Origin of the sequence: Streptosporangium sp. NPDC023615, assembly GCF_040640155.1 — a bacterium.
Taxonomy (GTDB): domain Bacteria; phylum Actinomycetota; class Actinomycetes; order Streptosporangiales; family Streptosporangiaceae; genus Streptosporangium.
The window spans coordinates 59,480-83,769 of sequence record NZ_JBFABE010000031.1; the positions used below are offsets into that span (position 1 = coordinate 59,480).

At 70.7% G+C, this 24,290-nt stretch carries 27 protein-coding genes, 1 tRNA gene and 1 pseudogene; 16 read left to right on the top strand and 13 right to left on the bottom strand.

Annotated features, from left to right (window positions below):
* Positions 1 to 38: 38 nt before the first annotated feature.
* The 9 genes from AB0G16_RS21900 to AB0G16_RS21940 all read right to left on the bottom strand — a co-directional run bounded on the left by AB0G16_RS21900 (position 39) and on the right by AB0G16_RS21940 (position 6,329).
* Positions 39 to 1,043 carry a LacI family DNA-binding transcriptional regulator gene (locus tag AB0G16_RS21900; RefSeq protein WP_362807702.1) on the bottom strand — a complete coding sequence of 335 codons (1,005 nt, stop codon included), beginning with the start codon at positions 1,041 to 1,043 and terminating at the stop codon, positions 39 to 41.
* Between the two features lie 105 nt (positions 1,044 to 1,148).
* The gene (locus AB0G16_RS21905; protein ID WP_362807705.1) at positions 1,149 to 1,703 is read right to left on the bottom strand and encodes a GNAT family protein; all 555 of its coding nucleotides are present in this window, start codon (positions 1,701 to 1,703) and stop codon (positions 1,149 to 1,151) included.
* Positions 1,704 to 1,779: 76 nt separating this feature from the next.
* On the bottom strand, positions 1,780 to 2,109 hold the full coding sequence (locus AB0G16_RS21910; RefSeq protein ID WP_362807708.1) for a DUF2516 family protein: 330 nt from the start codon (positions 2,107 to 2,109) through the stop codon (positions 1,780 to 1,782).
* Positions 2,110 to 2,297: 188 nt separating this feature from the next.
* Positions 2,298 to 2,729 (bottom strand): hypothetical protein, encoded by a 432-nt coding sequence (locus AB0G16_RS21915; RefSeq protein WP_362807711.1) that lies wholly within the window; start codon positions 2,727 to 2,729, stop codon positions 2,298 to 2,300.
* A gap of 4 nt (positions 2,730 to 2,733) precedes the next feature.
* Complete coding sequence (locus tag AB0G16_RS21920; RefSeq protein WP_362807714.1) at positions 2,734 to 3,261, bottom strand: helix-turn-helix transcriptional regulator; 528 nt, start codon at positions 3,259 to 3,261, stop codon at positions 2,734 to 2,736.
* Positions 3,262 to 3,427: 166 nt separating this feature from the next.
* Positions 3,428 to 4,348, bottom strand: a complete 921-nt coding sequence (locus tag AB0G16_RS21925; RefSeq protein ID WP_362807717.1) for a M56 family metallopeptidase — start codon at positions 4,346 to 4,348, stop codon at positions 3,428 to 3,430.
* Positions 4,349 to 4,717, bottom strand: coding sequence for a BlaI/MecI/CopY family transcriptional regulator (locus tag AB0G16_RS21930; protein ID WP_362807720.1), 369 nt, complete (start codon positions 4,715 to 4,717; stop codon positions 4,349 to 4,351). It lies immediately after the preceding gene.
* Positions 4,718 to 4,778: 61 nt separating this feature from the next.
* Positions 4,779 to 5,297: a GNAT family N-acetyltransferase gene (locus AB0G16_RS21935; RefSeq protein WP_362807723.1), complete on the bottom strand. Its 519-nt coding sequence runs from the start codon at positions 5,295 to 5,297 to the stop codon at positions 4,779 to 4,781.
* A 225-nt stretch (positions 5,298 to 5,522) separates the two neighbouring features.
* Positions 5,523 to 6,329, bottom strand: a complete 807-nt coding sequence (locus AB0G16_RS21940) for a class I SAM-dependent methyltransferase (protein ID WP_362807726.1) — start codon at positions 6,327 to 6,329, stop codon at positions 5,523 to 5,525.
* A gap of 87 nt (positions 6,330 to 6,416) precedes the next feature.
* Here AB0G16_RS21940 and mshA point away from each other — a divergent pair, with 87 nt between their 5' ends.
* Genes mshA through AB0G16_RS21955 form a run of 3 tightly spaced genes read left to right on the top strand, consistent with a single transcriptional unit; the run spans position 6,417 to position 9,005 of the window.
* A complete protein-coding gene (gene mshA / locus AB0G16_RS21945) occupies positions 6,417 to 7,700 on the top strand; it encodes a D-inositol-3-phosphate glycosyltransferase (protein ID WP_362807729.1) in 1,284 nt (427 codons plus the stop codon).
* 46 nt (positions 7,701 to 7,746) lie between these two features.
* Positions 7,747 to 8,226 carry a YbjN domain-containing protein gene (locus tag AB0G16_RS21950; protein WP_362807732.1) on the top strand — a complete coding sequence of 160 codons (480 nt, stop codon included), beginning with the start codon at positions 7,747 to 7,749 and terminating at the stop codon, positions 8,224 to 8,226.
* Between the two features lie 35 nt (positions 8,227 to 8,261).
* Positions 8,262 to 9,005, top strand: coding sequence for a phosphoglyceromutase (locus AB0G16_RS21955; RefSeq protein WP_362807735.1), 744 nt, complete (start codon positions 8,262 to 8,264; stop codon positions 9,003 to 9,005).
* Between the two features lie 83 nt (positions 9,006 to 9,088).
* Here AB0G16_RS21955 and phoU read toward each other — a convergent pair whose 3' ends face one another.
* Positions 9,089 to 9,745 carry a phosphate signaling complex protein PhoU gene (phoU, locus tag AB0G16_RS21960; RefSeq protein ID WP_362807738.1) on the bottom strand — a complete coding sequence of 219 codons (657 nt, stop codon included), beginning with the start codon at positions 9,743 to 9,745 and terminating at the stop codon, positions 9,089 to 9,091.
* 159 nt (positions 9,746 to 9,904) lie between these two features.
* On the opposite strand from phoU, the gene AB0G16_RS21965 reads away from it, so the two are divergent.
* Both AB0G16_RS21965 and AB0G16_RS21970 read left to right on the top strand, forming a co-directional pair.
* A complete protein-coding gene (locus AB0G16_RS21965) occupies positions 9,905 to 11,086 on the top strand; it encodes an ATP-binding protein (RefSeq protein ID WP_362807788.1) in 1,182 nt (393 codons plus the stop codon).
* Positions 11,083 to 11,772: a response regulator transcription factor gene (locus tag AB0G16_RS21970; protein ID WP_362807741.1), complete on the top strand. Its 690-nt coding sequence runs from the start codon at positions 11,083 to 11,085 to the stop codon at positions 11,770 to 11,772. Before AB0G16_RS21965 ends, AB0G16_RS21970 begins: the two co-directional genes overlap by 4 nt.
* A 417-nt stretch (positions 11,773 to 12,189) precedes the next feature.
* On the opposite strand, the gene AB0G16_RS21975 is transcribed toward AB0G16_RS21970, so the two are convergent.
* Entirely contained in the window at positions 12,190 to 12,864 is a 675-nt protein-coding gene (locus AB0G16_RS21975) for a copper chaperone PCu(A)C (protein ID WP_362807744.1), read from the bottom strand.
* Positions 12,865 to 13,125: 261 nt separating this feature from the next.
* On the opposite strand from AB0G16_RS21975, the gene AB0G16_RS21980 reads away from it, so the two are divergent.
* The 4 genes from AB0G16_RS21980 (at position 13,126) to AB0G16_RS21995 (ending at position 14,897) form a co-directional block, all read left to right on the top strand.
* Positions 13,126 to 13,608 (top strand): CarD family transcriptional regulator, encoded by a 483-nt coding sequence (locus AB0G16_RS21980; protein ID WP_030924410.1) that lies wholly within the window; start codon positions 13,126 to 13,128, stop codon positions 13,606 to 13,608.
* Between the two features lie 17 nt (positions 13,609 to 13,625).
* Positions 13,626 to 14,084: a 2-C-methyl-D-erythritol 2,4-cyclodiphosphate synthase gene (ispF, locus tag AB0G16_RS21985; protein WP_362807747.1), complete on the top strand. Its 459-nt coding sequence runs from the start codon at positions 13,626 to 13,628 to the stop codon at positions 14,082 to 14,084.
* Positions 14,085 to 14,268: 184 nt separating this feature from the next.
* The gene (locus AB0G16_RS21990) at positions 14,269 to 14,535 is read left to right on the top strand and encodes a GlsB/YeaQ/YmgE family stress response membrane protein (RefSeq protein ID WP_362807750.1); all 267 of its coding nucleotides are present in this window, start codon (positions 14,269 to 14,271) and stop codon (positions 14,533 to 14,535) included.
* Between the two features lie 92 nt (positions 14,536 to 14,627).
* Positions 14,628 to 14,897: a GlsB/YeaQ/YmgE family stress response membrane protein gene (locus AB0G16_RS21995; RefSeq protein ID WP_362807753.1), complete on the top strand. Its 270-nt coding sequence runs from the start codon at positions 14,628 to 14,630 to the stop codon at positions 14,895 to 14,897.
* Positions 14,898 to 15,534: 637 nt separating this feature from the next.
* Here AB0G16_RS21995 and AB0G16_RS22000 read toward each other — a convergent pair.
* Positions 15,535 to 17,274 (bottom strand): hypothetical protein, encoded by a 1,740-nt coding sequence (locus AB0G16_RS22000; protein WP_362807756.1) that lies wholly within the window; start codon positions 17,272 to 17,274, stop codon positions 15,535 to 15,537.
* Between the two features lie 86 nt (positions 17,275 to 17,360).
* Here AB0G16_RS22000 and AB0G16_RS22005 point away from each other — a divergent pair, with 86 nt between their 5' ends.
* From AB0G16_RS22005 to AB0G16_RS22020, 4 genes are all read left to right on the top strand, one after another.
* Positions 17,361 to 17,750 (top strand): PPOX class F420-dependent oxidoreductase, encoded by a 390-nt coding sequence (locus AB0G16_RS22005; RefSeq protein WP_362807759.1) that lies wholly within the window; start codon positions 17,361 to 17,363, stop codon positions 17,748 to 17,750.
* Positions 17,751 to 17,866: 116 nt separating this feature from the next.
* A complete protein-coding gene (cysS, locus tag AB0G16_RS22010; RefSeq protein ID WP_362807762.1) occupies positions 17,867 to 19,264 on the top strand; it encodes a cysteine--tRNA ligase in 1,398 nt (465 codons plus the stop codon).
* Positions 19,265 to 19,287: 23 nt separating this feature from the next.
* Positions 19,288 to 20,262 (top strand): 23S rRNA (guanosine(2251)-2'-O)-methyltransferase RlmB, encoded by a 975-nt coding sequence (gene rlmB / locus AB0G16_RS22015; RefSeq protein WP_362807765.1) that lies wholly within the window; start codon positions 19,288 to 19,290, stop codon positions 20,260 to 20,262.
* A gap of 71 nt (positions 20,263 to 20,333) precedes the next feature.
* A tRNA-Thr gene (locus AB0G16_RS22020) sits at positions 20,334 to 20,406 on the top strand.
* 17 nt (positions 20,407 to 20,423) lie between these two features.
* Here the strand turns inward: AB0G16_RS22020 and AB0G16_RS22025 are convergent.
* Positions 20,424 to 20,993, bottom strand: a pseudogene (locus AB0G16_RS22025) (tyrosine-type recombinase/integrase); the annotation flags it as partial.
* A 218-nt stretch (positions 20,994 to 21,211) separates the two neighbouring features.
* Here AB0G16_RS22025 and AB0G16_RS22030 point away from each other — a divergent pair.
* The 3 genes from AB0G16_RS22030 (at position 21,212) to AB0G16_RS22040 (ending at position 23,883) form a co-directional block, all read left to right on the top strand.
* Complete coding sequence (locus AB0G16_RS22030) at positions 21,212 to 21,583, top strand: ClpX C4-type zinc finger protein (RefSeq protein ID WP_362807768.1); 372 nt, start codon at positions 21,212 to 21,214, stop codon at positions 21,581 to 21,583.
* 565 nt (positions 21,584 to 22,148) lie between these two features.
* The gene (gene dprA / locus AB0G16_RS22035) at positions 22,149 to 23,126 is read left to right on the top strand and encodes a DNA-processing protein DprA (RefSeq protein WP_362807771.1); all 978 of its coding nucleotides are present in this window, start codon (positions 22,149 to 22,151) and stop codon (positions 23,124 to 23,126) included.
* Between the two features lie 304 nt (positions 23,127 to 23,430).
* On the top strand, positions 23,431 to 23,883 hold the full coding sequence (locus AB0G16_RS22040; protein WP_362807774.1) for a hypothetical protein: 453 nt from the start codon (positions 23,431 to 23,433) through the stop codon (positions 23,881 to 23,883).
* The last annotated feature ends 407 nt before the right edge of the window (positions 23,884 to 24,290 follow it).

Here is a 24,290-nt window from a genome sequence, read left to right on the forward strand (position 1 = left end):
GGCGGGTTAGCACGTCCCCCGCGCGGAGTCCGCCGGGGTCAGGTGGACTCACGGACCACCAACTCGGTGGGAAGGATCGGGTTGTCGCACGGTTTGTCGGGCGAGCCCATCGAGAGCAGGAGCAACCGCGTGGCGAGCGCGGCGAACTCCTCCACCGGCTGGCGGACGGTGGTGAGCGTCGGAGAGGTCCGGCGGGCGGTGGGAGAGTCGTCGAAGCCGACGACGGCCACGTCGTCCGGCACCCGACGGCCGGTGCGGCGCAGGGTCTGCAGCGCGGCGGCGGCCATCACGTCGGAGGCGGCGAAGACCGCGTCGACGTGGGGCATCCTGCGCAGCAGCCACTGCATGCCGTGCACCCCGGAGGCGTGACTGAAGTCGCCGTACGCCACCTGCACGTTCGTCATCCCGGCCAGCGCGAGGGTCTGCAGGAACCCGTCGAGCCGGTCGCGGGCGGCGGGCAGGGCGGGCGGCCCGGCGATGACGCCGATGGACTTGCGGCCGCCGAGCAGCAGGTGCTCGGCCGCCTGCCGGCCGCCGTCGCGGTTGTCCATGTCGACGTGGGGCAGGTCGATGCCGTCCGGGGGACGGCCCGCACTGCGCACCGGTATGCCGGACGCGGCCAGGGTCACCACGAGCGGATGCCGGTCGCGCGCGCCGATCAGCAGGACACCGTCGATCCCGCCGGCGACGAGCGGTGGCGTGGCGATGGTGGAGGTGGCCGCCGTGGCGGTCATCACGGCGAGCGGCACCCCGTGCCCGGTGAGCACCTCCTCGGCGGCGGTGATCATCCGTGCGTAGAAGGGCTCGGTGAACAGCCGGTGGGCGGGCTCGCAGACGACGAGCGCCACCACCTGATCCGTCCGGCGGCCTGAGCCGCCTCGGGGAGCGCGATGCCTTACATAACCTAGACGCGAGATTGCGTCATGCACCTGCCTACGAGTCGACGTGCTGACTCTGACTGAACCAGTGAGTACCCGGGACGCGGTGGCGGGGGAGACCCCTGCCTCCGCTGCGACCTGGGCAAGTGTGGGTAGATCGGCCATAACTTCCTCCACACCAAGATTCCGCACAGGTGGGAGCGCTCCCAGTGAACGTAGCACTGTTTCGGAAGTGTCAAAAGATGTTTCCGAAAAATCACCGTATGTCTGTCAAATTTCCCTGACAGTCCAGTCAGAGGCAAGTATCGACATGACGACGGAGTCGTACCACTCGCCGTCCACGAGGAGCGTGTCACGGCAGACCCCCTCCTGGACGAAGCCGATCTTCCGGTAGACGTGCACGGCCCGCTCGTTGAAGGCGTAGACCTCCAGACCCACCCGGTGCAGCGCGGTGGTGCCGAAGACGTGGTCCAGGGTGAGACGGATCGCCTCGGTACCGTACCCCCTGCCGTAGGCGCGCGGGCCGATCAGCGCGATGCGCAGGTTGCAGGAGAGGTTGTCGGTGTCGAGCTCGTTGAGCACGATCTCGCCCACGTAGGCGTCGTCCCCGACGGTACAGATCGCCAGGTCGAGCCGTTCGTCCTGCGTCCCGCGCGAGTCGTACCAGCCCTTCAGCGCCTCGCGTTCCGGTCTGCCGCGCGATCCGGTCAGCCGGATGGTCTCGGGATCGTTCACCAACTCCCAGAGACCGTCCACGTGCTCGGGGCCGACCGGCCGGAGCGTCACGCGCTCCCCGGGGAGCGTGGGTTTGTGCGCGAACATCATCCGATTTGTTTACCGGCCGGAACCGCCGGAGGGCAACCCCCCGGACGCGACGGAGGGACGTGCGGGCCCGTGAGGCCTACCAGGGGCCGTACGGACCCTGGCTGCCGCCGCCCTTGCCGATCTCCCGCACGGCCGGACGCACGTCGGCCAGGTAGATGCCGGAGGCGATGACCGAGGCGACGGTGAAGATGCTGATCACGCTGAGGTACTGCACCGCGGCGGCGAAGCCGAACAGCGCGGCCAGCCCCAGGATGAGCAGCCAGAGGTTCTTGGTCTGCTTGCCGGTGACCGCGAACGCGCGCGCCGGGGTCTTCAGGGCGTGCACGAGCGCCCAGCCGGAGAGCGCGAACACTCCGACGGCCAGGATCCAGAAGACCAGGTCCAGGGCACCGTGGATTTGGATCATCGTATCTCCAGAACGCTCGCCTCACCGGTCTCCCTCAGCCTAATGCCGAAAACCCTCCCCGCGTCGTCCCGGCCCGCACGGGCCGGACCGGATGGGACCGGGCGGGGCCGGGCGGGCCGGGACGAGGGACGGGGGGGCGGCGTGCTCGGGCACGGCCCGCCCCGCGGGCGAGGTGACCCGTGAGGGGCTCAGGACGTGGTGGACTTGCCGGTACGGGTGTTCTTCCTGGTGGTGGCGGTGGCGGCGATCGCGGGCTCGGCGGCCTCGGAGACCTCCTCCAGCTCCAGGGCGGCCTCGCCGCTGGCCTTGGAGACGACCTTGCGGCCGCGGTCGGCGAACTCCTCGTAGATCTCGGTGGCCTTGCCGGCGAACTGGTCGGCGTAGTCGCGCGCCTTGACCGGGAAGTCCTTGGCGTAGAGCTCGGCCTTGCCGGCGAACTGGCGGGCCAGCACCGGGATGTCCTTGGCGGCCTCGCGGATCTCCTCGCGACGGCCCTGCAGCCTCTGGATCCGCTCGGGAAGCGCGAGGAGCTTCTCGACGGCGAAGTCACCGGCGCCGGCGACGGCGTAGAACGGCTTGGACTCGGCCAGCTTCTTGACGTCGCTGTTGATGATGGGCATAGGTTCAGCCTTCCTTGATTTCCTTGGTGATGTGGCCGTCGCCCGGGGGCACCGCGTACGGCTTCAGCGCGGTGAGGTACTCCCCGGGCAGCGGGGTCTCGTCGTCCGGCGAGGAGGCCGGGTCACCCTCCGGGGCCGGGGACGTCGCGGTCTCGGCGGCGAGTCGCGCCTCCTCCTCCGCGGCCGCGGCCAGGTTCTCCTTGCGGAACGACTCGTAGATGTCGACCAGCACCTGGCGCTGGCGTTCGGTGATGAGATGGTCGGCCCTGATCGCGGCCAGCACGTCGCTCTCCTCCGGCTCGCGTTCCTCGATGAGGCCCGCCTGCACGTAGAGAGCCTGGGAGGAGATGTGCAGGCCCTTGGCGATCTGGTTGAGGATCTCGGCGCTCGGCTTGCGCAGCCCGCGCTCGATCTGACTCAGGTAGGGGTTGGAGACCCCCGCCGCCGTGGCGAGCTGACGGAGTGAGATCTTCGCGTGCGTTCGCTGCTCGCGGATGTACTCACCGATCGAGCCGACCTTCGGTAATGCCATGTCTCGATTCTGCATCACGGTGCTTGCAATTGCAAACAGGAGGGCAACAACTGCAAGCACCGCTGGTGGGGGCGCACGCGAACGCGCGGGGACGGTCCCGGACCGGCGAGGATCGGTACGGGATCGGTGCGGGATGAGTGCGGGGCCGGTACGGGACCGGTGACGATCAGTGCGGGATCAGCCAGAGCAGCGGGGCCGACGAGGTCAGGACCACCGAGAAGGTGACGATGCCGTAGCGGACCCTGCGGGGCAGGGCCGGCCCCGGGTCCACCAGGCGCTCCACCCGCGCCATCACGGCGGCCGAGGAGGTCACCGCTCCCAGCGCGCCACGCGGCGTGGGAACGGCTCCGGCGGTGCCGAACCGGAGCAGGGCGGTGGCCAGGCGCCGCGCCGAGCAGAAGCGCCGCGCCACGTCGTCGGCGGCCATCTCCACCAGCAGGGCGACCTCGCCCTGGGCGTCCCTGACCACCCGCGACCAGGGCAGCGCCCGGCGCAGCGCGGCGAACGGCAGCAGCACCAGGTCGTGCCGCTCGCGCACGTGGGCCGCCTCGTGGGCGAGCACGGCGGCCAGCTCGTCGGCGGAGAGCAGCTTGAGCGCCCCCTCGCTGATCACGACCTGGGAGCGGAGGCCGGGAACGCAGTAGGCGGTGGGGCCGGGATGGTCGAGGACCCTGACGCCGGGGACCCCCGGGTCCTCCCGGGCGATCAGCGCGAGCAGGGCGCGGTGGCGGTGCCGGGCGCGGAACGTCTGCACGCCCGCGGCGACGAGCACCAGGATCAGCACCGCGAGCGCGGTCAGCCCCGCGATGAGGGCGAGGATCCTCGGCGGGTCGTACGGCCTGGGCGGCGACTGGCCGGCCAGGAGGGCGGCGCCGAAGTCGCCGAGGCCGCGCAGCACCCCCTGGCCGTAGGGCTCCAGGGCGTACCCCAGCAGGGCGCCCGTACCGGCGAGACCCCAGGTGACACCGAGGGCCTGCCAGAGCACGATGGCGACGTGCGGAGCGCGGTAGGTCCAGTTCGCCCGGGTGAACCGCCAGGCTCCGACCGCGCAGACCAGGGCGAGCGTCGCCAGGGCCGCAGCGGTCATCTACTTCTCCTCCAGCTCCTCCTCCAGGTCCGTCAGGGCCCTGCGCAGGATGTCGGCCTCGCTGCCGGTGACGGCCTGGGCGAACCGGGTCAGGGCCGCCGACCGGTCCCCGGTCATGTCCAGCGCCTCCAGCATAAGCTCCGCGATGTAGGCGTCGCGGCTCTCGGCGGCCTCGTACCGCCAGGCGCGGCCGTCGCGGGTGCGGAGCAGGAAGCCCTTGCGGGTGAGCCGGTCGAGCACGGTCATCACCGTGGTCGGCGCGAGGTCGCGGTCGGCGATCAGGCGGCCGACCTCCCGCGCCGTCACCGGGGACGGCTGTGCCCAGATGATGTCCATGATGCTGCGTTCAAGCTCGCCGAGTCCCTTCACGCCCTCAAGCCTAACTCCCGCGCCACGAGGGGTAGTACTACGGGTCGTCGAGTGACTTGCGTCACAGGCCCCGGACCATGTAGATCTCCTCGCGGTCGTCGCCCGGGGCGACGCGGATGGCGTTCGGGATCCGGCCCACCTCGGCGTAGCCCAGACGGGCGTAGAAGCCCTCGGTCCCGGTGCCGCCGCGCACCGTCAGGTGCAGCGCCTCGACCCCCAGCTTCCGCCCGGCGTCCTCGGCGGCGCGCATGAGCCGCGCCCCGTGGCCCAGGCCCTGGTACGCGGGACGGACCATCACCCGCAGCACCCGGCGCCAGTGGGAGTACAGGCTCACCCGGGGGTGGTTCAGGACCAGCCAGCACACCACCCGGTCATCGGGGCCGAGCCCGACCAGCAGATGGTCGGGCTCCGGGCACGCGGCGAAGGTGGCGGCGGCGGTCTCCTCGACGTCGGCCCGGGTCACCGGGGGAGTGAATCCCACGGCGCCCCCCGCGTTGGTCGCCTCGACCCAGCAGTCCAGGAGGTCGCCGGTGAGCGCCGGGGTGAGTTCGGGGTCCAGGACGAATCGGGGTTCCGCCATGGCAGGGACCTTATCGGGCGGTTCCCTCCTCCTCCGGGGGCGGTCCGGCTCCGGGACGGTCCGGTCCCAGGAGAGGCCGTCCGGGAGGTCCGGTCTCCCAGGGGTCCGGTCTCGCGCGGCGGCCCGGTCTCCCAGGGGTCCGGTCTCGCGCGGCGGCCCGGTCTCCCGGGGGTCCGGTCTCGCGGGGCGGCCCGGCCTCCCCCGGGGCTGTCCGGTCCGGCCGGGTCATCGGGGCGCGACCGCGCTCCAGGGGAGGGTGATCTCGCCGAGCCGCCAGCGCGACCGGCCGCCCAGGGGCGGGTGACCCGCCAGCGGCCAGGTCCCGGAGAGCGCCTCGGCCGCGGCGATCCAGCGCTGGCGGGCGCCGTGCGCGCCGAGGGGCGCGCTGACCGCCCAGGCGTGGTCGAGGTCGCGCAGGAAGGCGTGGACGGGCTCGCCGGGGACGTTGCGGTGGATGAGCGTCTTGGGCAGGCGGTCGGCCAGGTCGGAGGGGCGGTCGAAGGCGTCGAAGCGGGCCGAGAGGGTGAGCGTCACCGGGCCCGAGCGGTCCAGCCCGGCCCAGACCGCGCGGTGCCCCACCTCCGAGCAGGTTCCCTCGACGATCGCACCGCCCGGCGCGAGCCGCGCCGACAGCATCCCCCAGTGCTTCCACGCCTGCGCCTCGCCGTACTGCCGCAGCACGTTGAAGGCCCGCACCAGCAGGGGCGGCCTGGACACCGGCAGCTCGAAGCCGCCCAGCGTGAAGGAGAGCCCCGGGCGCTCGTACGGCCTGGCCGCGGCCACCCGGGCCGGGTCGATCTCGACGCCGACCACCTCGACCGAGGGGCAGATCCGGCGCAGCCGCAGGAACAGCTCCAGCGTCGTGACGTGAGAGGCCCCGTAGCCGAGATCGACCACCAGCGGGCGGTCGGCGGCGCGCAGCAGGCGGCCGTGCGCGGAGGCGATCCACCGGTCGGCCCGCCGCAGGCGGTTGTGGCCGGTGGTCCCCCTGGTGATCTCCCCGATCGGCTTCGGCTTCGGCACCCCCCTCATCCTGCCAGGGGGTCGTGAATGGACCCAATCGCGGCTATGTGTCGGGAATGTTACGGATTTCCAGGTGGTTGAGCTCTCTCGGAGGTGGTGTCGGTGAGGCGACGGCGCGTCGACAGGGTCGCGACGATCAGCATGCACACGTCCCCCCTGGATCAGCCGGGGACCGGGGACGCGGGCGGGATGAACGTCTACATCGTCGAGGTGGCCAAACGTCTGGCCGAGCTCGGGGTGGAGGTGGAGATCTTCACCAGGCAGACGTCCAGGGACCTGCCGCCGATCGTCGAGATCGTCCCGGGCGTCTCGGTACGCCACGTCACCGCCGGGCCGTACGAGGAGCTCGACAAGGGCGACCTGCCCGGTCAGCTCTGCGCCTTCCTGTCCGGCGTGCTGCGTGCCGAGGCCATGTACGAGCCGGGCCGCTACGACGTCATCCACTCCCACTACTGGCTGTCCGGCCAGGTGGGCTGGCTGGCCAAGGAACGCTGGGGCCTGCCGCTGGTGCACACCATGCACACCATGGCCAAGGTGAAGAACCTCATGCTCGCCGAGGACGACCGTCCCGAGCCGACCGCCCGCGTCCTGGGCGAGCAGCAGGTCGTCGACGTCGCCGACCGCCTGGTGGCCAACACCCCGATCGAGGCCCGCGAACTCGTCGAGCTGTACGGCGCCGCCCCCGACCGCGTCGAGGTCGTCAACCCCGGCGTGAGCCTGAGGATCTTCCGGCCCGCCTCCAAGGAGGCCGCCCGGCACCGGCTCGACCTGCCGCGGGACGCCCACCTGTTGCTGTTCGTCGGCCGGGTGCAGCCGCTCAAGGGCCCGGAGGTGCTGCTGCGCGCCGCCGCGAGGATGCTCGTCGAGGACCCCTCGCTCCGGTCGAGGCTGGTCGTCGCCTGCGTCGGCGGGCCCAGCGGCAACGGCCTGGCCCGGCCCTCCTACCTCACCGACGTGGCCGCGTCGCTGGGCATCTCCGACGTGGTCAGGATCGTCCCGCCCGCCCCCCAGGACGAGCTGGCCGACTGGTACCGCGCCGCCGACGTCACCGTCGTCCCCTCGCACAACGAGTCGTTCGGCCTGGTGGCCCTGGAGTCGCAGGCCTGCGGCACCCCCGTCGTCGCCACGTCCGTGGGCGGGCTGCGCACCGCCGTGCGCGACGGCGTGTCCGGGACCCTGGTCCAGGGCCACGACCCCCACGACTGGGCGCGGGTCCTGCGCCGGTTCGTGTACGAGCCCGCCTGGCGGGACGAGCTGTCGGCCGGCGCGGTGGAGCACGCCGCGGCCTTCGGCTGGTCGGCCACGGCGGCCCGGCTGGAGCGGGTCTACGCCGGGGCCATGGCGAACCTCCACCGGGTCCCGATGGCGGCGCTCTCGTGAGCCGGGCTCATGAGGCTCACGCGGGCCCGGCTCATAGGGTGGGGCCATGCGCGAAGTGATCGAGGCGGCGCTGAAGAGCGCCGACGCCTCCTACGAGGAGCCCCGCCCGGGAGCCTTCCTCGTGAAGCTCCCCGGCCAGCACAAGCTCGCCACCATGACCTGGCTGATCATCGGCGACCAGGCCCTGCACGTGGAGGCCTTCTTCTGCCGCCAGCCCGACGAGAACCACGCCGAGTTCTACCGCTGGCTGCTGACCAAGAACGGCACCACCTACGGCGTGCACTTCGCCCTCGACCCGATCGGCGACGTCTACCTGGTGGGCAGGCTCCCGCTGGAGGCGATCACCGACGCGGAGGTCGACCGCCTGCTGGGCTGCGTGCTCACCTACTCCGACGAGGGGTTCGACCGCGCCCTGGAGCTGGGCTTCGCCTCCTCGATCCGGCGCGAGTGGGAGTGGCGCGCCAAGCGCGGGGAGTCGCTCGCCAACCTCCAGGCCTTCGCCCGCTTCGCCGACCCCGAGCGCTGAGCCCCGCCGCCGGGGCGCCCACTAAGCTGGTCGGCATGTCGACTTTGGTGTTGCTCCGGCACGGTGAGAGTGAGTGGAACGCGAAGGGTCTGTTCACCGGATGGGTGGACGCGGGGCTCTCGGCCAAGGGCGAGGAGGAGGCGCGGCGCGGCGGACGGCTGCTGCTCGACGCCGACGTGCGGCCCGACGTGGTGCACACCTCCCTGCTGACCAGGGCGATCCAGACGGCCAACCTCGCCCTGGGTGCCGCCGACCTGCTCTGGCTGCCGGTCCACCGCTCCTGGCGGCTCAACGAGCGCCACTACGGCGCCCTCCAGGGCAAGGACAAGGCGCAGACGCGCGCGGAGTTCGGCGAGGAGCAGTTCATGCTCTGGCGCCGCTCCTACGACGTCCCGCCGCCGCCGATCGCCGACGACGACGAGTACTCCCAGGCCGGTCACGCCCGCTACGCCCTGATCCCGAAGGAACTCCTCCCCAGGACCGAGTGCCTCAAGGACGTCGTCGAGCGCATGCTGCCGTACTGGTACGACAGCATCGTCCCCGATCTCGCGGCCGGGCGGAGCGTCCTGGTCGTCGCGCACGGCAACTCGCTCCGGGCGCTGGTCAAGCACCTGGACGGGATCGGCGACGACGAGATCGCCGGGCTCAACATCCCCACCGGCATCCCGCTCAGGTACGAGCTGGACGCCGACTTCCACCCGGTCGCCAAGGGGGGCCTCTACCTCGACCCGGCCGCGGCCGAGGCCGCCATCGAGGCCGTGGCCAACCAGGGCCGGTAGTCCCGGGCACACCGCGCGAACGGGAAGGGCCCGCCGGATCCGTCGGATCCGGCGGGCCCTTCGTCATGGCCGCGGGCCGGGGGTCAGAAGGCGGATTCCTGGGGACGCGAGCCGGTGACGAGGTAGACCACGTCGTGCGCGACCCGGACCGCGTGGTCGGCGTAGCGCTCGTAGTAGCGGCCGATCAGCGTCACGTCGATGGCCGGCTCGACGCCGTACTTCCAGTCGGGGGCCATCAGGATCTTGAAGAGCCTGCGGTGCAGCCGGTCCATGGCGTCGTCGTCCGCCTCCAGCTCCAGGGCGGACTCCACGTCGCGCGAGGCGATGCAGCTCCCGGTCTTGGTGACGAGACGCTCGGCGATCTGCCCCATCTCCAGGATGGTGGCGCGGATCTCCGGCGGGATCGCGGAGTCGGGATGACGCAACCTGGCGATCTTGGCGACGTGCTCGGCGAGGTCGCCCATCCGCTCCAGGTCGGTGCCCATCCGCAGCGCCGCGATGATCATTCTGAGGTCGACGGCCACCGGCTGCTGCCTGGCCATCAGGTCGAAGATCGTGGTCTCGACCTCCGCGAAGATCCGGTTGACCTCCTCGTCCTGGGAGATCACGCTCTCGGCGAGATGCAGGTCGGCGTCGAGCAGGGCGGTGGTGGCCCGCGATATCGCCGACCTGACGAGCCGGGTCATCTCGACCAGCCGCCCGGTGAGCGCGTCGAGTTCTTCGTGGTAGGCGTCTCGCATGCCCCTCACCGTATGAGGGGAACGGTGAACGAACCCCGACCGTAAAGTGAACTTTGTGGGAAAGGCCGTGGTCATGCCCCCCGGACCGTCCCTCTCGAGGGGGGCCCGACCTACCATCGAGGGCGTGACAGCCTACGGGAGGACCACGTGAGTGAGCTGATGGCGAGCCTGGCCGCGCTGGCCGGTTTCGTCGTGGGAGCGCTGGCCGTGATGGTCGTCCGCCACAACCATGAACAGCGGAGTGCGATGACGCCGATCGACAGCGTGGAGGCCGGGGCACTGCCGCAGGGGATCGCCTCGGTGCTGGCCGTACTGCCCTCCTCGGCGGTCGTGCTCGACAAGGAGGACCGGGTGCTGCGCGCCAGCTCGGCCGCGCGGGCGTTCGGCCTGGTCAAGGGCGATCACCTGATGGCGGCCGAGCTGCTGGCCCTGGCCAGGAAGGTGCGCAGGGACGGCGAGATCCGCGAGAGCGAGATCGAGGTGGCCGGCCACAAGTTCGGCCAGGAGTCGACCAACTTCGCGGTGCGCGTCGCCCCGCTCGGCTCCTACGGCCAGGTGCTCGTCCTGGCCGAGGACCAGACCGAGCACCGCCGCGTCGAGGCGGTACGCCGCGACTTCGTGGCCAACGTGAGCCACGAGCTCAAGACGCCGGTGGGCGCGCTCTCGCTGCTGGCCGAGACCATCCAGGACGCCGCCGACGACCCCGAGGCGGTCACCCGCTTCGCCGGGCGCATGCAGCACGAGGCGGCCCGGCTCACCTACCTCGTCCAGGACCTGATCACCCTTTCCAGGATCCAGGGCGCCGAGCCCATCCCCACCCCGGGCCCCGTCCTGATCGACGAGGCGGTGCACGAGGCCATCGACCGCTGCAACACCACCGCGGCGGCCAAGCACATCGCGCTGGTGACGGGCGGCGTCGAGGGGCTGCAGATATGGGGTGACGACGAGCTGCTCGTCACCGCGCTGCGCAACCTCATCGACAACGCGGTCGCCTACAGCCCCGAGCACACCCGGGTGGTGGTCAGCGCCCGCGCGGCCGGCCCGCACACCGAATCCGTCGAGATCAGCGTGAGCGACCAGGGGATCGGCATCCCGGAGAGCGCCCAGGAGCGGATCTTCGAACGGTTCTTCCGCGTCGACGCGGCACGCTCGCGCGCGACCGGCGGCACGGGCCTCGGCCTGGCCATCGTCAAGCATGTGGCCGCCGCGCACAACGGGGCGGTCACCGTGTGGAGCAAGGAAGGCTCCGGTTCCACCTTCACGCTCCGCCTGCCCGCCTTCGGCGGCATGGCGGTGGCGATCCCAGCCACCACCACGATCCCCCTGGAGGCCACGCAGTGACCCGCGTGCTTGTTGTCGAGGACGAGGAGTCGTTCTCCGACGCCCTGTCGTACATGCTGCGCAAGGAGGGCTTCGAGGTGGCCGTCGCCGCCACCGGACCCGAGGCGCTGGAGACCTTCGACCGCAACGGGGCCGACCTCGTGCTGCTCGACCTGATGCTCCCCGGCCTGCCGGGCACGGAGGTCTGCCGCTCGCTGCGCCAGCGCTCCAACGTGCCCGTGATCATGCTGACCGCCAAGGACAGCGAGATCGACAAGGTCGTCGGACTGGAGCTGGGCGCGGACGACTACGTCACCAAGCCCTTCTCCTCCAGGGAACTGGTGGCCCGCATCCGCGCGGTGCTGCGCCGCCAGGGCGACGTGGAGGAACTGGAGTCGGCCGTGCTGGCCGCCGGTCCGGTCCGGATGGACGTCGACCGCCACACCGTCGCCGTACGGGGCGAGCCGGTGCAGCTGCCGCTGAAGGAGTTCGAGCTGCTGGAGGTGCTGCTGCGCAACGCCGGGCGGGTCCTCACCCGGGGGCAGCTCATCGACCGGGTCTGGGGCGCCGACTACGTGGGCGACACCAAGACCCTGGACGTGCACGTCAAGCGGTTGCGCGCCAAGGTCGAGGCCGACCCCTCCAACCCGCGGTGCATCCTCACCGTCCGGGGACTGGGCTACAAGTTCGACCCCGCCGAGGTCTGAGCCCGCCGAGGTCCGAGCCCGCCGGGATCCGGCCTCTTCGATCCGGCCTCTTCCGAGGCCCGGCGCCGTCGAGGCGGCCCCTGCCGAGGTGCGGCCTCGTCGGGGCGGGCCCTCAGGCGGGATCCGCCCCTCGCTGAGGTCCGGCCCTTCGGGGATCCGAGCCCGTCCCGGTCGCGCCGGGGCGGGCTCGTCCGCGTGGCGCCCCCGGCCGCGGTCCCAGCGGCGATCCCCGGCCACGGCGGCCCTCTCCGGGGAGCGGCCCCAGGAGGCCCGGAGGGCCCGGGGAGCCCGCTCCTCGGCGGCCCGGAGAAGCGCGGGGGCCCGGCCCTCGGCGGCCCGGAGAGCCCGGCCCTCGGTGGCCCGGGGGATCCCCTGTCCGGCGCCCCCTCGGCGGGACACCGGGCAGAGGGGAAGAGGTCAGTGGGCGCCGGCCTCGGTCTCGCCGGTTCCCGCGCCGCCGGTCTCGGCGCCGCTGGTCGTCGTGCCGGGCGTCGGGGTGGCCGACGTCGTGGCGCCCGGTGCCGGGGTCTCCGAGGTCGTGGCGCCCGGCGTCGCGGCCGGCGTGGACGCCGGGGCGCTGGGGGCCTGCGGGTAGGCGGTGTACTCGCGGCTACGCGTGATCACCGGGACCATGACCTGCACGATCCCGGCGTTGGCGAACTGCAGCTGCACCGGGATGCTCTCGCCGCCCCGCAGCGGCTTCTTCAGCCCCTCGATCAGGATCGTCGGCGTGGGCCTGCCGACGGAGACCCGCTCGTTCTGCGGGAGCGCGACCGGCGCGTTGACCTTCGCCGTGCCGAGCGCCGGGTCGACGCCCATGCCGACGAGCTGGTCGGTGCCGGCCTGGGTGTTGACGACCGACAGGTAGAGCGGAACCGCCCCTCCCTCGGCGAGCGTCGCCCCGGAGTCGGGCCCCAGGAAGAATCCCTGCGAGATGTCGATGCCCTGCGGCGTCTTGGTCGTCAGCGCCTCGGTCGGTGCGTAGGGCTTGTTGGTGATCGCGTCGGTTCCGGCGCCGCAACCGGCCAGAGCCGGGGCGGCTGCGAGGAACGCGGCGGCGACGATCGCCCGGTGACGGCTGTTGCGGGTCACGGTGCGAGTTCTCCTTGTCACGCATGAGATAGGGCAAGGGCCACCCTATCGGCGATGATTGCCGGGCTTCGCGGCGCCCCGCCCGCCGATCCGGAGTCGGGGAACGCAGGTCATAAGTGCTTTTCGCCCCCTTGATTCACACAGTTTGGCACTTGTCAAGTCATAAGATGCGGCTTTGACCTGCAGTTATGGTGATTTCACTGTTCCGGGAGGCTGTGGATACGTGGTACTCTTGAGTACAGCGGAAGGGGTACTTGTCACATGACTTTCCAGGTCGGCGACACTGTCGTCTACCCCCACCATGGGGCTGCTCGGATCGAGGCGATCACGACCCGAACCATCAAAGGTGAGGAAAGGACCTACCTGGTTCTCAAGGTCGACAAGGGCGACCTTACCGTCCAGGTGCCGGCTGACAACGCAGAACTCGTGGGTGTTCGCGACGTCGTCGGACAAGAGGGCCTTGAGCGCGTTTTCGACGTGCTTCGAATGCCTCACACCGAAGAGCCCACGAACTGGTCCCGCCGCTACAAGGCGAACCTTGAGAAGCTGGCGTCCGGTGACGTCAACAAGGTTGCCGAGGTCGTACGCGACCTGTGGCGACGCGACAGGGAGCGCGGGCTCTCCGCCGGAGAGAAGCGGATGCTGGCCAAGGCCAGGCAGATCCTCGTCAGCGAGCTGGCGCTCGCGGAGAAGACCAACGAGGACAAGGCCGAGGCCCTGCTGGACGAGGTTCTCAACTCCTGAACACGATATTTCCACGGGTGGGCGTCGGTGTCGACGTCCACCCGTTCGCTTCGGGCCGTGAGCTTCACCTCGCCGGCCTGCACTGGCCGGGGGAGACCGGCCTGGCCGGGCACTCCGACGGCGACGCCGCCGCCCACGCCGCCTGTGACGCGCTGCTGTCCGCGGCCGGCCTCGGTGACATCGGCGGCCTGTTCGGCACCTCCGACCCTCGCTGGGCGGGTGCCTCCGGTGCGGTCCTGCTGGAGGAGACCGCCCGCAGGGTGCGCGCCGCGGGCTTCGAGATCGGCAACGTCGCCGTTCAGGTGATCGGCAACCGTCCCAAGCTCGCCCCGCGCCGCCAGGAGGCCGAGAAGGCCCTCAGCGCCGCCGTGGGGGCTCCGGTGAGCCTCAGCGCCACCACGACCGACGGGCTGGGCCTGACCGGCCGGGGCGAGGGAATCGCGGCCGTGGCGACCGCGATCGTGGTGAACCTATAGCGCATCTTGCGCGTCTTCTCATACGAACGTGAAAACGTTCCGGCGAGCGGCGCGGAATGCTCGCCGATCCCATCAGGTGGTGGCCCGTTTCCTGGCGCGGTACGGGCCACCCCTTTTGGGTGATCATGGCCACGCTGGGTAACCCCCTGGTAACCATGTCTCGTAATCGGGGGGAGAGCCGGACATGATCGGATCGATCGTCGCCGCTGTCATCATCGGCGCAATCATCGGAGCGCTGGCCCGTCTCATCATTCCCGGGCGCCAGAACATCAGCATCGGGCTGACGCTCATCGTGGGAATCGTCGCCGCGCTCATCGGCACGCTCATCGCCGCGGCGCTCGGGCTCACCAACACGCGAGGGATCAACTGGCTGGAACACATCATCCAGCTCGTGCTCGCCATCGGCGGTGTGCTCCTCGTCGTCCAGATGCAGGCGAGAAAGACGCACTGAAGGAATTTTTGCCACCTACAGGAATAACTGTGACGTGGGGGGTAGCCACCTCCCCGTGAGGGTGAAGGTCTCACTCTCGCTGGGAGGTTGAAATGACTATCGCGTCCATTCTCGGGGCTATCGTCATCGGTGCGGTCGTTGGCGCCCTCGGTCGTCTGCTGCTTCCCGGCAGGCAGGCGATCGGGTGGATCCTGACGGTCGTCGTCGGTATCGTCGCCGCCCTCATCGGCACCGCCATCGCCCAGGTCCTCGGCGTCGCGACCACGAACGGCATCGACTGGATCGAGCTCGTCATGCAGGTCGCCCTGGCCGTCGTGGGTGTCGGCCTGGTCGCCGGCATCAAGCGCTCGTCGAGGGTCTGACGAAGACCACCATGCCCCACATCCGGCGCAGGACGGGACGCACCGTCCCGGTGACCTCGCCGGAGACCACCGGACACCCCTCCGGCCTGAGGTACCCCGGTGACGCGCACGATGTCACCGCAGCCAGGAAGGACCCGCTCGGCTCCATCCGGTGCTCCGAGCGGGTCCCGGCCGTTCCACGCCGGTTCGCGCAGTGTGCCGAACCGGCCCCGGGCCGAACCTGGAACAGGTCAGGAAGCGGGTACATCGCCGGTCCGCAGCGGGGCGCCGCTCACACGTGTGTGAGCGAATAGCTGCGGGCCGGTCCACCCATCGGGTGACCGACGGCGGCTCCGCGAGGAGCCGCCGTCGGTCTTCCGATACGCGAGATCTACGTGGCCCCCCGGACGCCCGGCTTCCCGGGACGGGGAAGGCGGGCGCATGGACGCCGGTCACGTGGCCGATCCCGGCGGAGAGATCCGGCCGAGGGCGCGGTCCCCGAGACCGGGCCGGCTCCTCCCAGGCCCCGGAGCCGGCTCGACCGGTCCGGCCGGAGGCCGCCGTGGACGGGCGTCACGGCCCGTCCCTCACCCTTTCACCCGCCCGGCGGCGTCCTCTCCGTTCGCTCGCGTGTTCGTTCGCGCCCGGCGGCTCCCGTTCACTCGCCCGGCGGCACCGGCGTGCTGCGCATCCGTCCCGAGGGCGGGGCCGCGGTGCCGTCGTAGGCCCGGGCCTCGGCCTCCTCGCCGCCGTCGGCGGCCTCGGCGCCGTGCGCGGGGTCGGGTGACCCGCGGCCCTTCCTGCCGGGAGCACCGGGCTCATCGGTCACCGTGGAGCCGGTGGAGCCCGTGGAGCCCGTGGAGCCCGTGGAGCCCGCGGCGATGGGGGCCGCGGAGCCGGTGGAGCCGTCCGCGGCGGATCTCTCGCCGGCGGACCCGGTCGAGGCTCTCCCGGTCGTGCCGCCCCCCGTCCTGTCGGGGACGGTACGGATCGGCTGGGTGTCCGCGTCGCGTTCGCCCACCTCGGGCACGTCGCGACGGCCGGTCCCGGCTGCGCCACGCCCGCCCTCGTCGGAGGAACGGTGCCCGCCCGTCCCGGTGGGGCGATGCCCGCCCGTCCCGGAGGAGCGGCGCTCGTCCGTCTCGCGTGTGCCGCGCCCGCCCGTCTCCGGTACGCCGTGATGATCCGCCGTGTGGGGCGTGCCGGACGCGCCGGGCGTGTGGCCCTCGGGTGTTCCGGCCCCGGCCGTCGGGCCCGTTCCCCGCGTGGGCGGTTCGGTGCCCGTCTCCCAGGTCCCCACCCGTTCGCCGACCCTGCCCGCGGGTTCCGACGCGGGTTCCGACGCGGGTTCCGACGCGGAGCGGGAAGCGGGCCGTCCCGCCGCCTCCTGCCGTCGCGGTGTCCCGGCGGCGGGACGGGGCGGGTGGACGAGCAGATCCCCCTCCCGGGGCCGGACCAGGTCGCCCCAGCGCATCGGCTTCGCCGGCGGCGGGGCCGGGGGGCCGGGCGGGGGGTCCCGTGGGATGTCGGTGACCTCTGGGGTCTCCGGCGCCGGGGTGGGGCCGATCACCGGCTCCGCCGGCGGCAGGTCGTGGTGGGGGACGCTCTCCAGCGGAGGAGCGGAGTGCGGGTCGAGCATGATCTCGGCCGCCGGGTGGTGCACCAACTGGCCGGGATGGCCCGAATGATCACCGTGGCCGGTGCGGGCCTGCTGCTCCGGGCGGGCGGGCTCGGCCACCGGGGTGTGCCCGTGCCGCCGCTCCCCGGCGTCGGGCGGGACCGGACGTCCGGCGGGAGCGGTGCCGGGGCTGTCGCCGCGCTCGCCGTCCCCGGGGAAGGGCACGATGTCGCGTACCGGCGACGACCGGTCGGCGAGGGCGGCGTCGGTGGCGGCCCTGCGGGCGGCGGCGTGCTTGATCAGCAGGAGCCAGAGCCAGAGGGCCAGGACCAGGATCACCCACGGGGCGACGGCGACCGCGACGGCGGCCCGCTGCTCGTCCACCGCCGTCCGCATGGCGGTGGCCACCTCGGCGGCGACCGCGCCGGCGAACAGCAGCGTCAGGATCACGCCCGCCTGCAGCCGTACCGGCCACCACCCGCCTCTCAGCAGGAGCACGGCGATCATGGCGATCACGAGCAGCGCGTCGAAGGCCGCGGGGTAGAGGTAGGCGAGGCCGACGGGGGCCCTGCCGGTCACGGCGAGCGCGCGCAGGTCCTCGAAGGAGAGCACGCACGCCGCGGCGGTGAGGGCGGCCACGCCGACTCCGGCGACGGCGATCCCGGTACGGCGCAGGGCGACGGCCACCCGGCTCGGCTCGGTCGAGGCGGTCGGGGGCGGAGGCGGGGGCGAGGATGGACGGGAGACCTGGTCTGCCGCCGCGAGGGGTTTGACGTCCATGGCCCTTCGAGCCTACAGAATCGGCACCTGGCATGATCGGTGCAACCGACTCCGGCCTGGAAGTCGGCGGGGACGAAGGAGAAGAGATGGCGATTCTGTCCGACGGCGCGCGCGACCTGTTCGACGCGGTGAACTTCGCCACGGTGACGAGCCTCAACGCCGACGGCGGCCCGCACGCGAGCGTCGTCTGGGCGAGGACCGACGGCGACGACATCCTCTTCTCCACCCTCAGGGGGCGCCGCAAGGACGTCAACTTCCGGCGCGACCCGCGTACCGCCATCGTGGCGTTCGACCACGCCGACCCGTACCGCTACGCCGAGGTGCGGGGGAGGGCCGTCCTGACCGACGACCCGGAAGGGGCGCTCATCGAGGAGATGTCGCGCAAGTACACCGGCAAGGCGTGGGTCGAGACGGCCCCCGGAGCGCGGAGGGTGATCGTCCGGATCGTTCCCGAGCACGTGTTCTATCGCGGTTGATCCGCCGGGAATGCGAGGCGACATTTGCCGCTAATAGTCATAAAACCCTCTGGCGGACGCCTTCAACGTCTCACAACCTGGTTTGTGAGGGGAGGTAAGGCATTAGCCTTGCCTTCGTGAGCCTGCACCTATACGACACCAGCGTACGTACGGTCCGCGAATTCGTCCCGGTCGAACCCGGCCGGGCCTCGATCTACCTGTGTGGTGCCACCGTGCAGGCTCCCCCGCACATCGGGCACATCCGCTCGGGCGTCAACTTCGACGTGCTCCGGCGCTGGATGATCCGGTCGGGGTACGAGGTGACCTTCTGCCGGAACGTCACCGACATCGACGACAAGATCATCAGAGTCGCGGCCACGGAGAACGTGCCGTGGTTCGCCGTGGCCGAGCGCAACCAGCGCGCCTTCACCTGGGCCTACGACGTGCTGGGCTGCCTGCCCCCCACGGTCGAGCCCCGGGCGACCGGTCACGTGCCCGAGATGATCGAGCTGATGGAGCGGCTGATCGCCGTCGGCCACGCCTACGCCGAGGGCGGGGACGTCTACTTCGACGTCATGTCCTACGCCGACCGCTACGGCTCGCTGTCCAACCAGAAGCTGCAGAACATGCGGGCGGCCGGTGACACCGACACCGACTCGTGCAAGCGCGACCCGCGCGACTTCGCGCTCTGGAAGGGCGAGAAGCCCGGCGAGCCGACCTGGCCGACCCCGTGGGGAAGGGGCCGCCCCGGCTGGCACCTGGAGTGCTCGGCCATGGCGACGAAGTACCTCGGCGCGACCTTCGACATCCACGGCGGCGGCGTCGACCTGATCTTCCCGCACCACGAGAACGAGCTGACCCAGTCGCAGGCCGCGGGCGACGGCTTCGCGCGCTACTGGATGCACAACGGCATGCTCAAGATCGGCGCGGAGAAGATGAGCAAGTCGCTCGGCAACTCCCTGCTGGTCCCGGAGATCATCAAGAAGGTCCGCCCGGTCGAGCTCCGCTACTACCTGGCGGCCCCGCACTACCGCTCCTCGATCGCCTACTCCGAGGAGGCGCTGCTGGAGGCCGCCGCGGCCTACCAGCGCATCGAGGGTTTCGTCACGCGCGCCGCCGAGGTCATCCACGACGTCGACGCGCACGCCCCGCTGCCCCAGGCGTTCTCCGACGCCCTCGACGACGACCTGGCCACCTCCCAGGCGCTCGCCGTGGTGCACGAGGTGGTCCGCGAGGGCAACGTCGCGCTCGCCCAGGGCAACAAGGAGCAGGTCGCCAGGCTGCTGGCCGAGACGCAGAACATGCTCGACGTCCTCGGCCTGGACCCGCGCTCGGAGCAGTGGCGCTCCTCGGGCGGGGAGACCGGCATGCGGGCGACCGTCGACGCCCTGGTCGCGGTGGCGCTGGAACAGCGGCAGGCGGCACGGGGCCGCAAGGACTTCGCGGCGGCCGACGGCATCCGCGACCGGCTCGCCGAGGCCGGGATCCACGTCGAGGACACCCCCCAGGGCCCCCGCTGGGAACTCTCGCGGTGAAACCAGGCCGTACGCTATAGACCATGGCTGGTGGGGGTAAAGGGTCCGGGCGACCCGCGAAGAAGAAGAGTCCGACCAAGGGCACGGGCGGCAACGTCCGCCGCGGTCTGGAGGGCAGGGGCGCCACCCCGCCGGCGCACTTGCGGCACTGGCACAAGGACAAGGCGCGTACCGAGCGGATCGAGCGCGAGGAGAAGGGCGGCAGAGCCTCGTCCTCCTCCTCGCGGACCCCGGTCCGCACCAGGCGGAGCGAGGACGCCCCCGAGCACATCGGCGGGCGCAACTCCGTGGTCGAGGCCCTGAGGGCCGGGGTGCCGGCCAGCACGCTGTACGTGGCCCTGCGCATCGACAACGACGACCGCGTCAAGGAATCCGTCCGCATCGCCGCCGACCGCGGCATCGCGATGCTGGAGGTCGGCCGGGAGAAGCTCGACCGCCTCACCGAGGGCGGTGTCCACCAGGGCATCGCCCTGCAGGTCCCGGCGTACGACTACGCCCACCCCGACGACCTGGTCCGCATCGCCCAGGACGCCGCCGAGGTCCCGCTGATCGTCGCGCTCGACGGTGTCACCGATCCGCGCAACCTCGGCGCCATCGCCCGCTCGGCCGCCGCCTTCGGCGCCCACGGCCTGCTCATCCCGTCCCGCCGCTCGGCCGGGGTCACGGGCGGGGCCTGGAAGACCTCGGCGGGCACGCTGGCCTCGCTGACCGTCGCCCGGGCCGCGAACCTCACCGCCACCCTGCGGGAGTACCGCGAGGCGGGCCTGTTCGTGGTCGGCCTGGACGGGGAGAGCAGCACCGACGTCGGCGAGGCCAACCTCCTGGACGGCCCGCTGGTCATCGTCGTGGGCTCCGAGGGCAAGGGTCTGTCCCGCCTGGTCCGCGAGTCGTGCGACCTGGTCGTCCGCATCCCGATGAACGCCGCGGCCGAGTCGCTGAACGCCGGCGTGGCCGCCGGCATCGCCCTGTACGAGGTGGCCCGCCACCGTCGCCCCTGACGTCTCCCGGTCACCGGGCATACCTCGGTGACGCGAAGGGGGCGAGCCGACTACACTCGTCAGGCGGCAGTGCCGACGTAGCTCAATCGGCAGAGCAACAGTCTTGTAAACTGTAGGTCAGGGGTTCGATTCCCCTCGTCGGCTCGTGACAGGGGGCCAGGTCAACCGGCATACGGTGACCTGGCCCTTTGATCGTCAAGCGGGCTTCTTGTCCTTCCGTGCCACCCGCGTGCCACTGGCCTTCTTCGTGGCCGTCTTGCGTGCCACCTTGAGCGCCTTGCCCAGAGCTTCCGCGATGGCCTTGTCACGGTCCTGGCTGGCGTGCTGATCAGCGCCGCCCGCGTGGAGGAGTGCCCCATCCGGGACATCAGCTCTTTGAGACTTGCCCCGCTGGAAGCGGCCAGGGTGTTGCCGACATGGCGGAGATCGTGGAAATGAAGATCGGGAAGCCCGGCGACCGCACGGACCCTGTTCCACGTCCGGCGGAATCCCGAGTGCTTCAAAGGCCCGCCGTTGGGGCCGGTGAAGACGCGCCCGTTCTCCTCCGGCTCCGCGAACATCTCCAGGTGCACCCGCAGGTCCGGAATGATCTCCAGGGGAATGGACGCCATTCGTCGGCCGGCTCGTGACTTCGGAGTCTCGTCCAGCACCTTGCCACCGCCGATCTCGACCAGCGCGCCCGCGACCCGAAGCACTCCCTGATCGAGGTCAAGGTGTGTACGGCGGAGCCCGACCGGCTCACTCCACGCAGACTCGCGAAGGTGAGAACTTCAACTGGCAGGCTCAACCTCTTCGAGGCCCTTCGGGTGCTTCGCATTGCGCCGGCCCGCTCGCTCCTCTCAAGCCTGGAGTCTCGTCCGGTTCACAACTCTGCCGACGATCAAGAGTTGTCAGGGATGCCCTGACAATCTAAGGTGTCAGGGACGCCCTGACACCTTAGGAGTGCGCTATGACACCGCCTGACACCCTGACCGAACTCGCCCGGTGTTCCTTCTGCGGCAAGCCGTCCACCGAGGTCGACAAGCTGGTCGCCGGGGCTGGAGTGTACATCTGCAACGAGTGCGTGGCGCTGTCCGCGTCGATCATCGATGGGAGCCCCAAAAGCACCGCAGGGCCGCGCGTGCCCATGTGGGAGTCGCTGACCGACGAGGAGATGCTGAGCCACATTCCGCGCGTCGCCGCACACATCGACCAGGCCGAGGCTGACCTGCGCTCGTGGGCACAGGAACTGCGCCGACGCGGCGTCACATGGGCCAGGCTCGGGGAAGCTCTCGGGATCACCCGCCAGTCCGCGTGGGAGCGGTTCTCCGGCGAGGAGTGACGCGAGCCGGGGCAGCCCGCCTGAGTCTGGGACCTTTCGCGCGACATGTTCATGTATGTGTGGCGAAGGTGGCCTGTTCCAGGCCGGCCTCTCACGATCGCCTGATGACGGCTGACCTCCGGAGATGGCTGGGGGCGATCGGCGGTCCGGTACGTCGTTCCTCAGCACCGGCCCACCGGGCATCACATGCAGAGGTAGGGACGTGCCGCTCGTGCCATTCGCGTGCCAGTACGGCCGGGGGCGTCGGTAACGCTGACCGCTCAGGGATTGTCGACCGGGTCAAGCTGTCAGGCAAAGGGAATTTCCTTCCTCTGCATAGGCCTCCTACATCACAGACGTGTAACGCCAGACCGTGCCATGTGTCGCCCGTACACTCAGCGTGCATGCTGAGTACCTGTGCGCCATGTCACCATCAGGAAAGTCGATCATGGTTTGTGGTCATGCCGACCGTTGATACGGCTCATCAAGCCCCTGGCACTACCTGACAATATGGACATATCTTCAAGCGACATAAGGCACTGAAGTAACATGAGACACGCATTCGAACATTAGTTTGGAGAGTAGGATGCGGATCACCGAGGAGCAGTCACGGCTGCTCGCGATATGCATGGTCAAGGGCGTCAGCTGGTACCTCATCGCGCGCGAGGCCCAGCGCCCCAACGGCCTGGCGCGCCTATGGTCGGGCAGCATCATCGAGTCCTCTCCCGAGGCGATCAAGGCCAGAGCCCTCATCAACGACAGCGCCCATGACCTTGATGGCTACGTCGAGTCCGCCGTCAAGCAGGTCGAGATCGCGGCCCGCGGCGGGGCCCGGCTCGTCACCGTCCTGGACAAGGAGTACCCCGCCACCCTCCGGTTGATCTTTAACCTTCCGCCGTTCCTGTTCGTCCGGGGCGAGCTGCGCGACGCGGACCTGCGCAGCGTGGCTGTCGTCGGCACCCGCCAGGCGAGCGAGGACGGGCTACGCCGGGCACGCCGGATGTCCGGCCTGCTCACCGAACGTCAAGTCACCGTCGTGTCCGGCCTCGCCCGAGGCATCGACACCGCGGCGCACACCGCGGCGCTCGATACCGGCGGCAGGACGATCGCGGTCGTGGGCACAGGCATCCTGCGCTGCTACCCGGCGGAGAACCGCGCCCTGGCCGACCGGATCGCCGAGAACGGGGCCGTGGTCTCCCAGTTCTGGCCGGAGGCCAGCGGCGCGACCTACACCTTCCCTCGCCGCAACGTCACCATGTCCGGCATCGCGCAAGGCACGGTGGTCATCGAAGCCGCGAGCACGTCCGGCGCGAAGATGCAGGCGCGCTTGGCGCTGGAACACGGCAAGAGGGTGTTCCTGCTACGTAGCCTCACCGAGGCTCAACCGTGGGCACAGGAGTACGTCAAGACGCGCGGGGCGCTCATGGTGGAAGACGTGGACGACGTCGTGAAGAGCCTGTCCAGCCCGGACCGGATCCAAGCGGTCAACGCGTCCCGCGCTCAGTTGACCCTCGACTTCGAAGATCTGAAGTTAGAGGAGCCGTCCCCCGAGGCGCTGTGGTGACCAGACCAGGACGGCCGGCCTACGGCGACGGCCCACCCCCCACTGGTTTCGGCAGTTGCGGTGAATGCCCCTACTTGCAGGCGGGGCATGTCCGCATCTGCCACGAGTGCGCGTCGGAGAGCTTCCAGCCGCCGAACGAACCCAACTGCCCGATCTGCCACCAGACGCTACGAGACGGTGAGCCCACTTGCTCTAACAAGCTCTGCAACGACCCTCGGCGTGCTTTCGAGTGGACGGCCGTCGTCGGGGTCAAGGCGGGCACGCTGGAGCGAGGGGTCGTTCGCCTCAAGGGCGGGGCGCACGGGTGGGGGGGATCTTCGCGCGGATCATCTTGGGTCACCTCTACACCAACCCGGAGCTCGTCGACGGGGTGGACGCCATCATCCCGATGCCCGCTTATCTGAAGTCGCACCAGGCCCGCAAAGGCAATGATCACACCGGGTATGTCATCGAACGGGCGATCCTCGAAGACGATGAAAATCTCCCGTTCGTGTTGGATCCGCCGCTCATCGAGAAAACACGAGCGACTCTCGGAATGCGAGACACGGGTTCCCTTATGGAGCGCCAGCTCGCGGCGGAGGCGCTGTACGCCGCGCTGCATGTGCCGGACCCGGCCCGGGTGCAAGGCCAGCGCGTCATGGTCTACGACGATGTCTTCACCGCGGGCAGCAGCCTCAACGCGGTGGCCAGACGGCTCAAGGCGAGCGGCGCGGCCAAGGTGTACGGGCTCACTCTGGCGCGCGCCCAGTGGCGATGAACGGTAACGAGTCCACAGGAGAGCGGCGGCAAGTCGGACGTGATGGGGGACCGGGGGAGACCGAGGAGGGGCCGGCAGGAACGTACGGCGCCGGTTCTGAGTGGAGATCCCGACGCGGAATGACCCGGTAGGCCCCTGTCAACCAGCAGGAACGTGCCGGGACAGCATCGCCCGTCACCACCCGGCACGTCTTCTAACGCTCTTGTGAACTGTAGGTCAGGGGTTTGATTCCCCTCGTCGGCTCGTGACGAAGGGCCAGGTCAACCGGCATCCGGTGACCTGGCCCTTTGATCGTTGAGTGGGCTTTTCGCTCTCTCGTGCCACCGGCCTTCTTCGTGGTCGTCCCGCGTACGGTCGCGTCCGAGATGCGGTGTAAAAGGGAACGAGCGTAGGTTGCCGTGCTGAAC

Coding starts and splice junctions, on each gene's coding strand:
- AB0G16_RS21900 (WP_362807702.1), bottom strand. CDS start 1,043: ATGGCCGATCTACCCACACTTGCCCAGGTCGCAGCGGAGGCAGGGGTC.
- AB0G16_RS21905 (WP_362807705.1), bottom strand. CDS start 1,703: ATGATGTTCGCGCACAAACCCACGCTCCCCGGGGAGCGCGTGACGCTC.
- AB0G16_RS21910 (WP_362807708.1), bottom strand. CDS start 2,109: ATGATCCAAATCCACGGTGCCCTGGACCTGGTCTTCTGGATCCTGGCC.
- AB0G16_RS21915 (WP_362807711.1), bottom strand. CDS start 2,729: ATGCCCATCATCAACAGCGACGTCAAGAAGCTGGCCGAGTCCAAGCCG.
- AB0G16_RS21920 (WP_362807714.1), bottom strand. CDS start 3,261: ATGGCATTACCGAAGGTCGGCTCGATCGGTGAGTACATCCGCGAGCAG.
- AB0G16_RS21925 (WP_362807717.1), bottom strand. CDS start 4,348: ATGACCGCTGCGGCCCTGGCGACGCTCGCCCTGGTCTGCGCGGTCGGA.
- AB0G16_RS21935 (WP_362807723.1), bottom strand. CDS start 5,297: ATGGCGGAACCCCGATTCGTCCTGGACCCCGAACTCACCCCGGCGCTC.
- AB0G16_RS21940 (WP_362807726.1), bottom strand. CDS start 6,329: ATGAGGGGGGTGCCGAAGCCGAAGCCGATCGGGGAGATCACCAGGGGG.
- AB0G16_RS21950 (WP_362807732.1), top strand. CDS start 7,747: ATGCGCGAAGTGATCGAGGCGGCGCTGAAGAGCGCCGACGCCTCCTAC.
- AB0G16_RS21955 (WP_362807735.1), top strand. CDS start 8,262: ATGTCGACTTTGGTGTTGCTCCGGCACGGTGAGAGTGAGTGGAACGCG.
- phoU (WP_362807738.1), bottom strand. CDS start 9,745: ATGCGAGACGCCTACCACGAAGAACTCGACGCGCTCACCGGGCGGCTG.
- AB0G16_RS21965 (WP_362807788.1), top strand. CDS start 9,905: ATGGCGAGCCTGGCCGCGCTGGCCGGTTTCGTCGTGGGAGCGCTGGCC.
- AB0G16_RS21980 (WP_030924410.1), top strand. CDS start 13,126: ATGACTTTCCAGGTCGGCGACACTGTCGTCTACCCCCACCATGGGGCT.
- AB0G16_RS21990 (WP_362807750.1), top strand. CDS start 14,269: ATGATCGGATCGATCGTCGCCGCTGTCATCATCGGCGCAATCATCGGA.
- AB0G16_RS21995 (WP_362807753.1), top strand. CDS start 14,628: ATGACTATCGCGTCCATTCTCGGGGCTATCGTCATCGGTGCGGTCGTT.
- AB0G16_RS22000 (WP_362807756.1), bottom strand. CDS start 17,274: ATGGACGTCAAACCCCTCGCGGCGGCAGACCAGGTCTCCCGTCCATCC.
- AB0G16_RS22005 (WP_362807759.1), top strand. CDS start 17,361: ATGGCGATTCTGTCCGACGGCGCGCGCGACCTGTTCGACGCGGTGAAC.
- rlmB (WP_362807765.1), top strand. CDS start 19,288: ATGGCTGGTGGGGGTAAAGGGTCCGGGCGACCCGCGAAGAAGAAGAGT.
- AB0G16_RS22030 (WP_362807768.1), top strand. CDS start 21,212: ATGACACCGCCTGACACCCTGACCGAACTCGCCCGGTGTTCCTTCTGC.
- dprA (WP_362807771.1), top strand. CDS start 22,149: ATGCGGATCACCGAGGAGCAGTCACGGCTGCTCGCGATATGCATGGTC.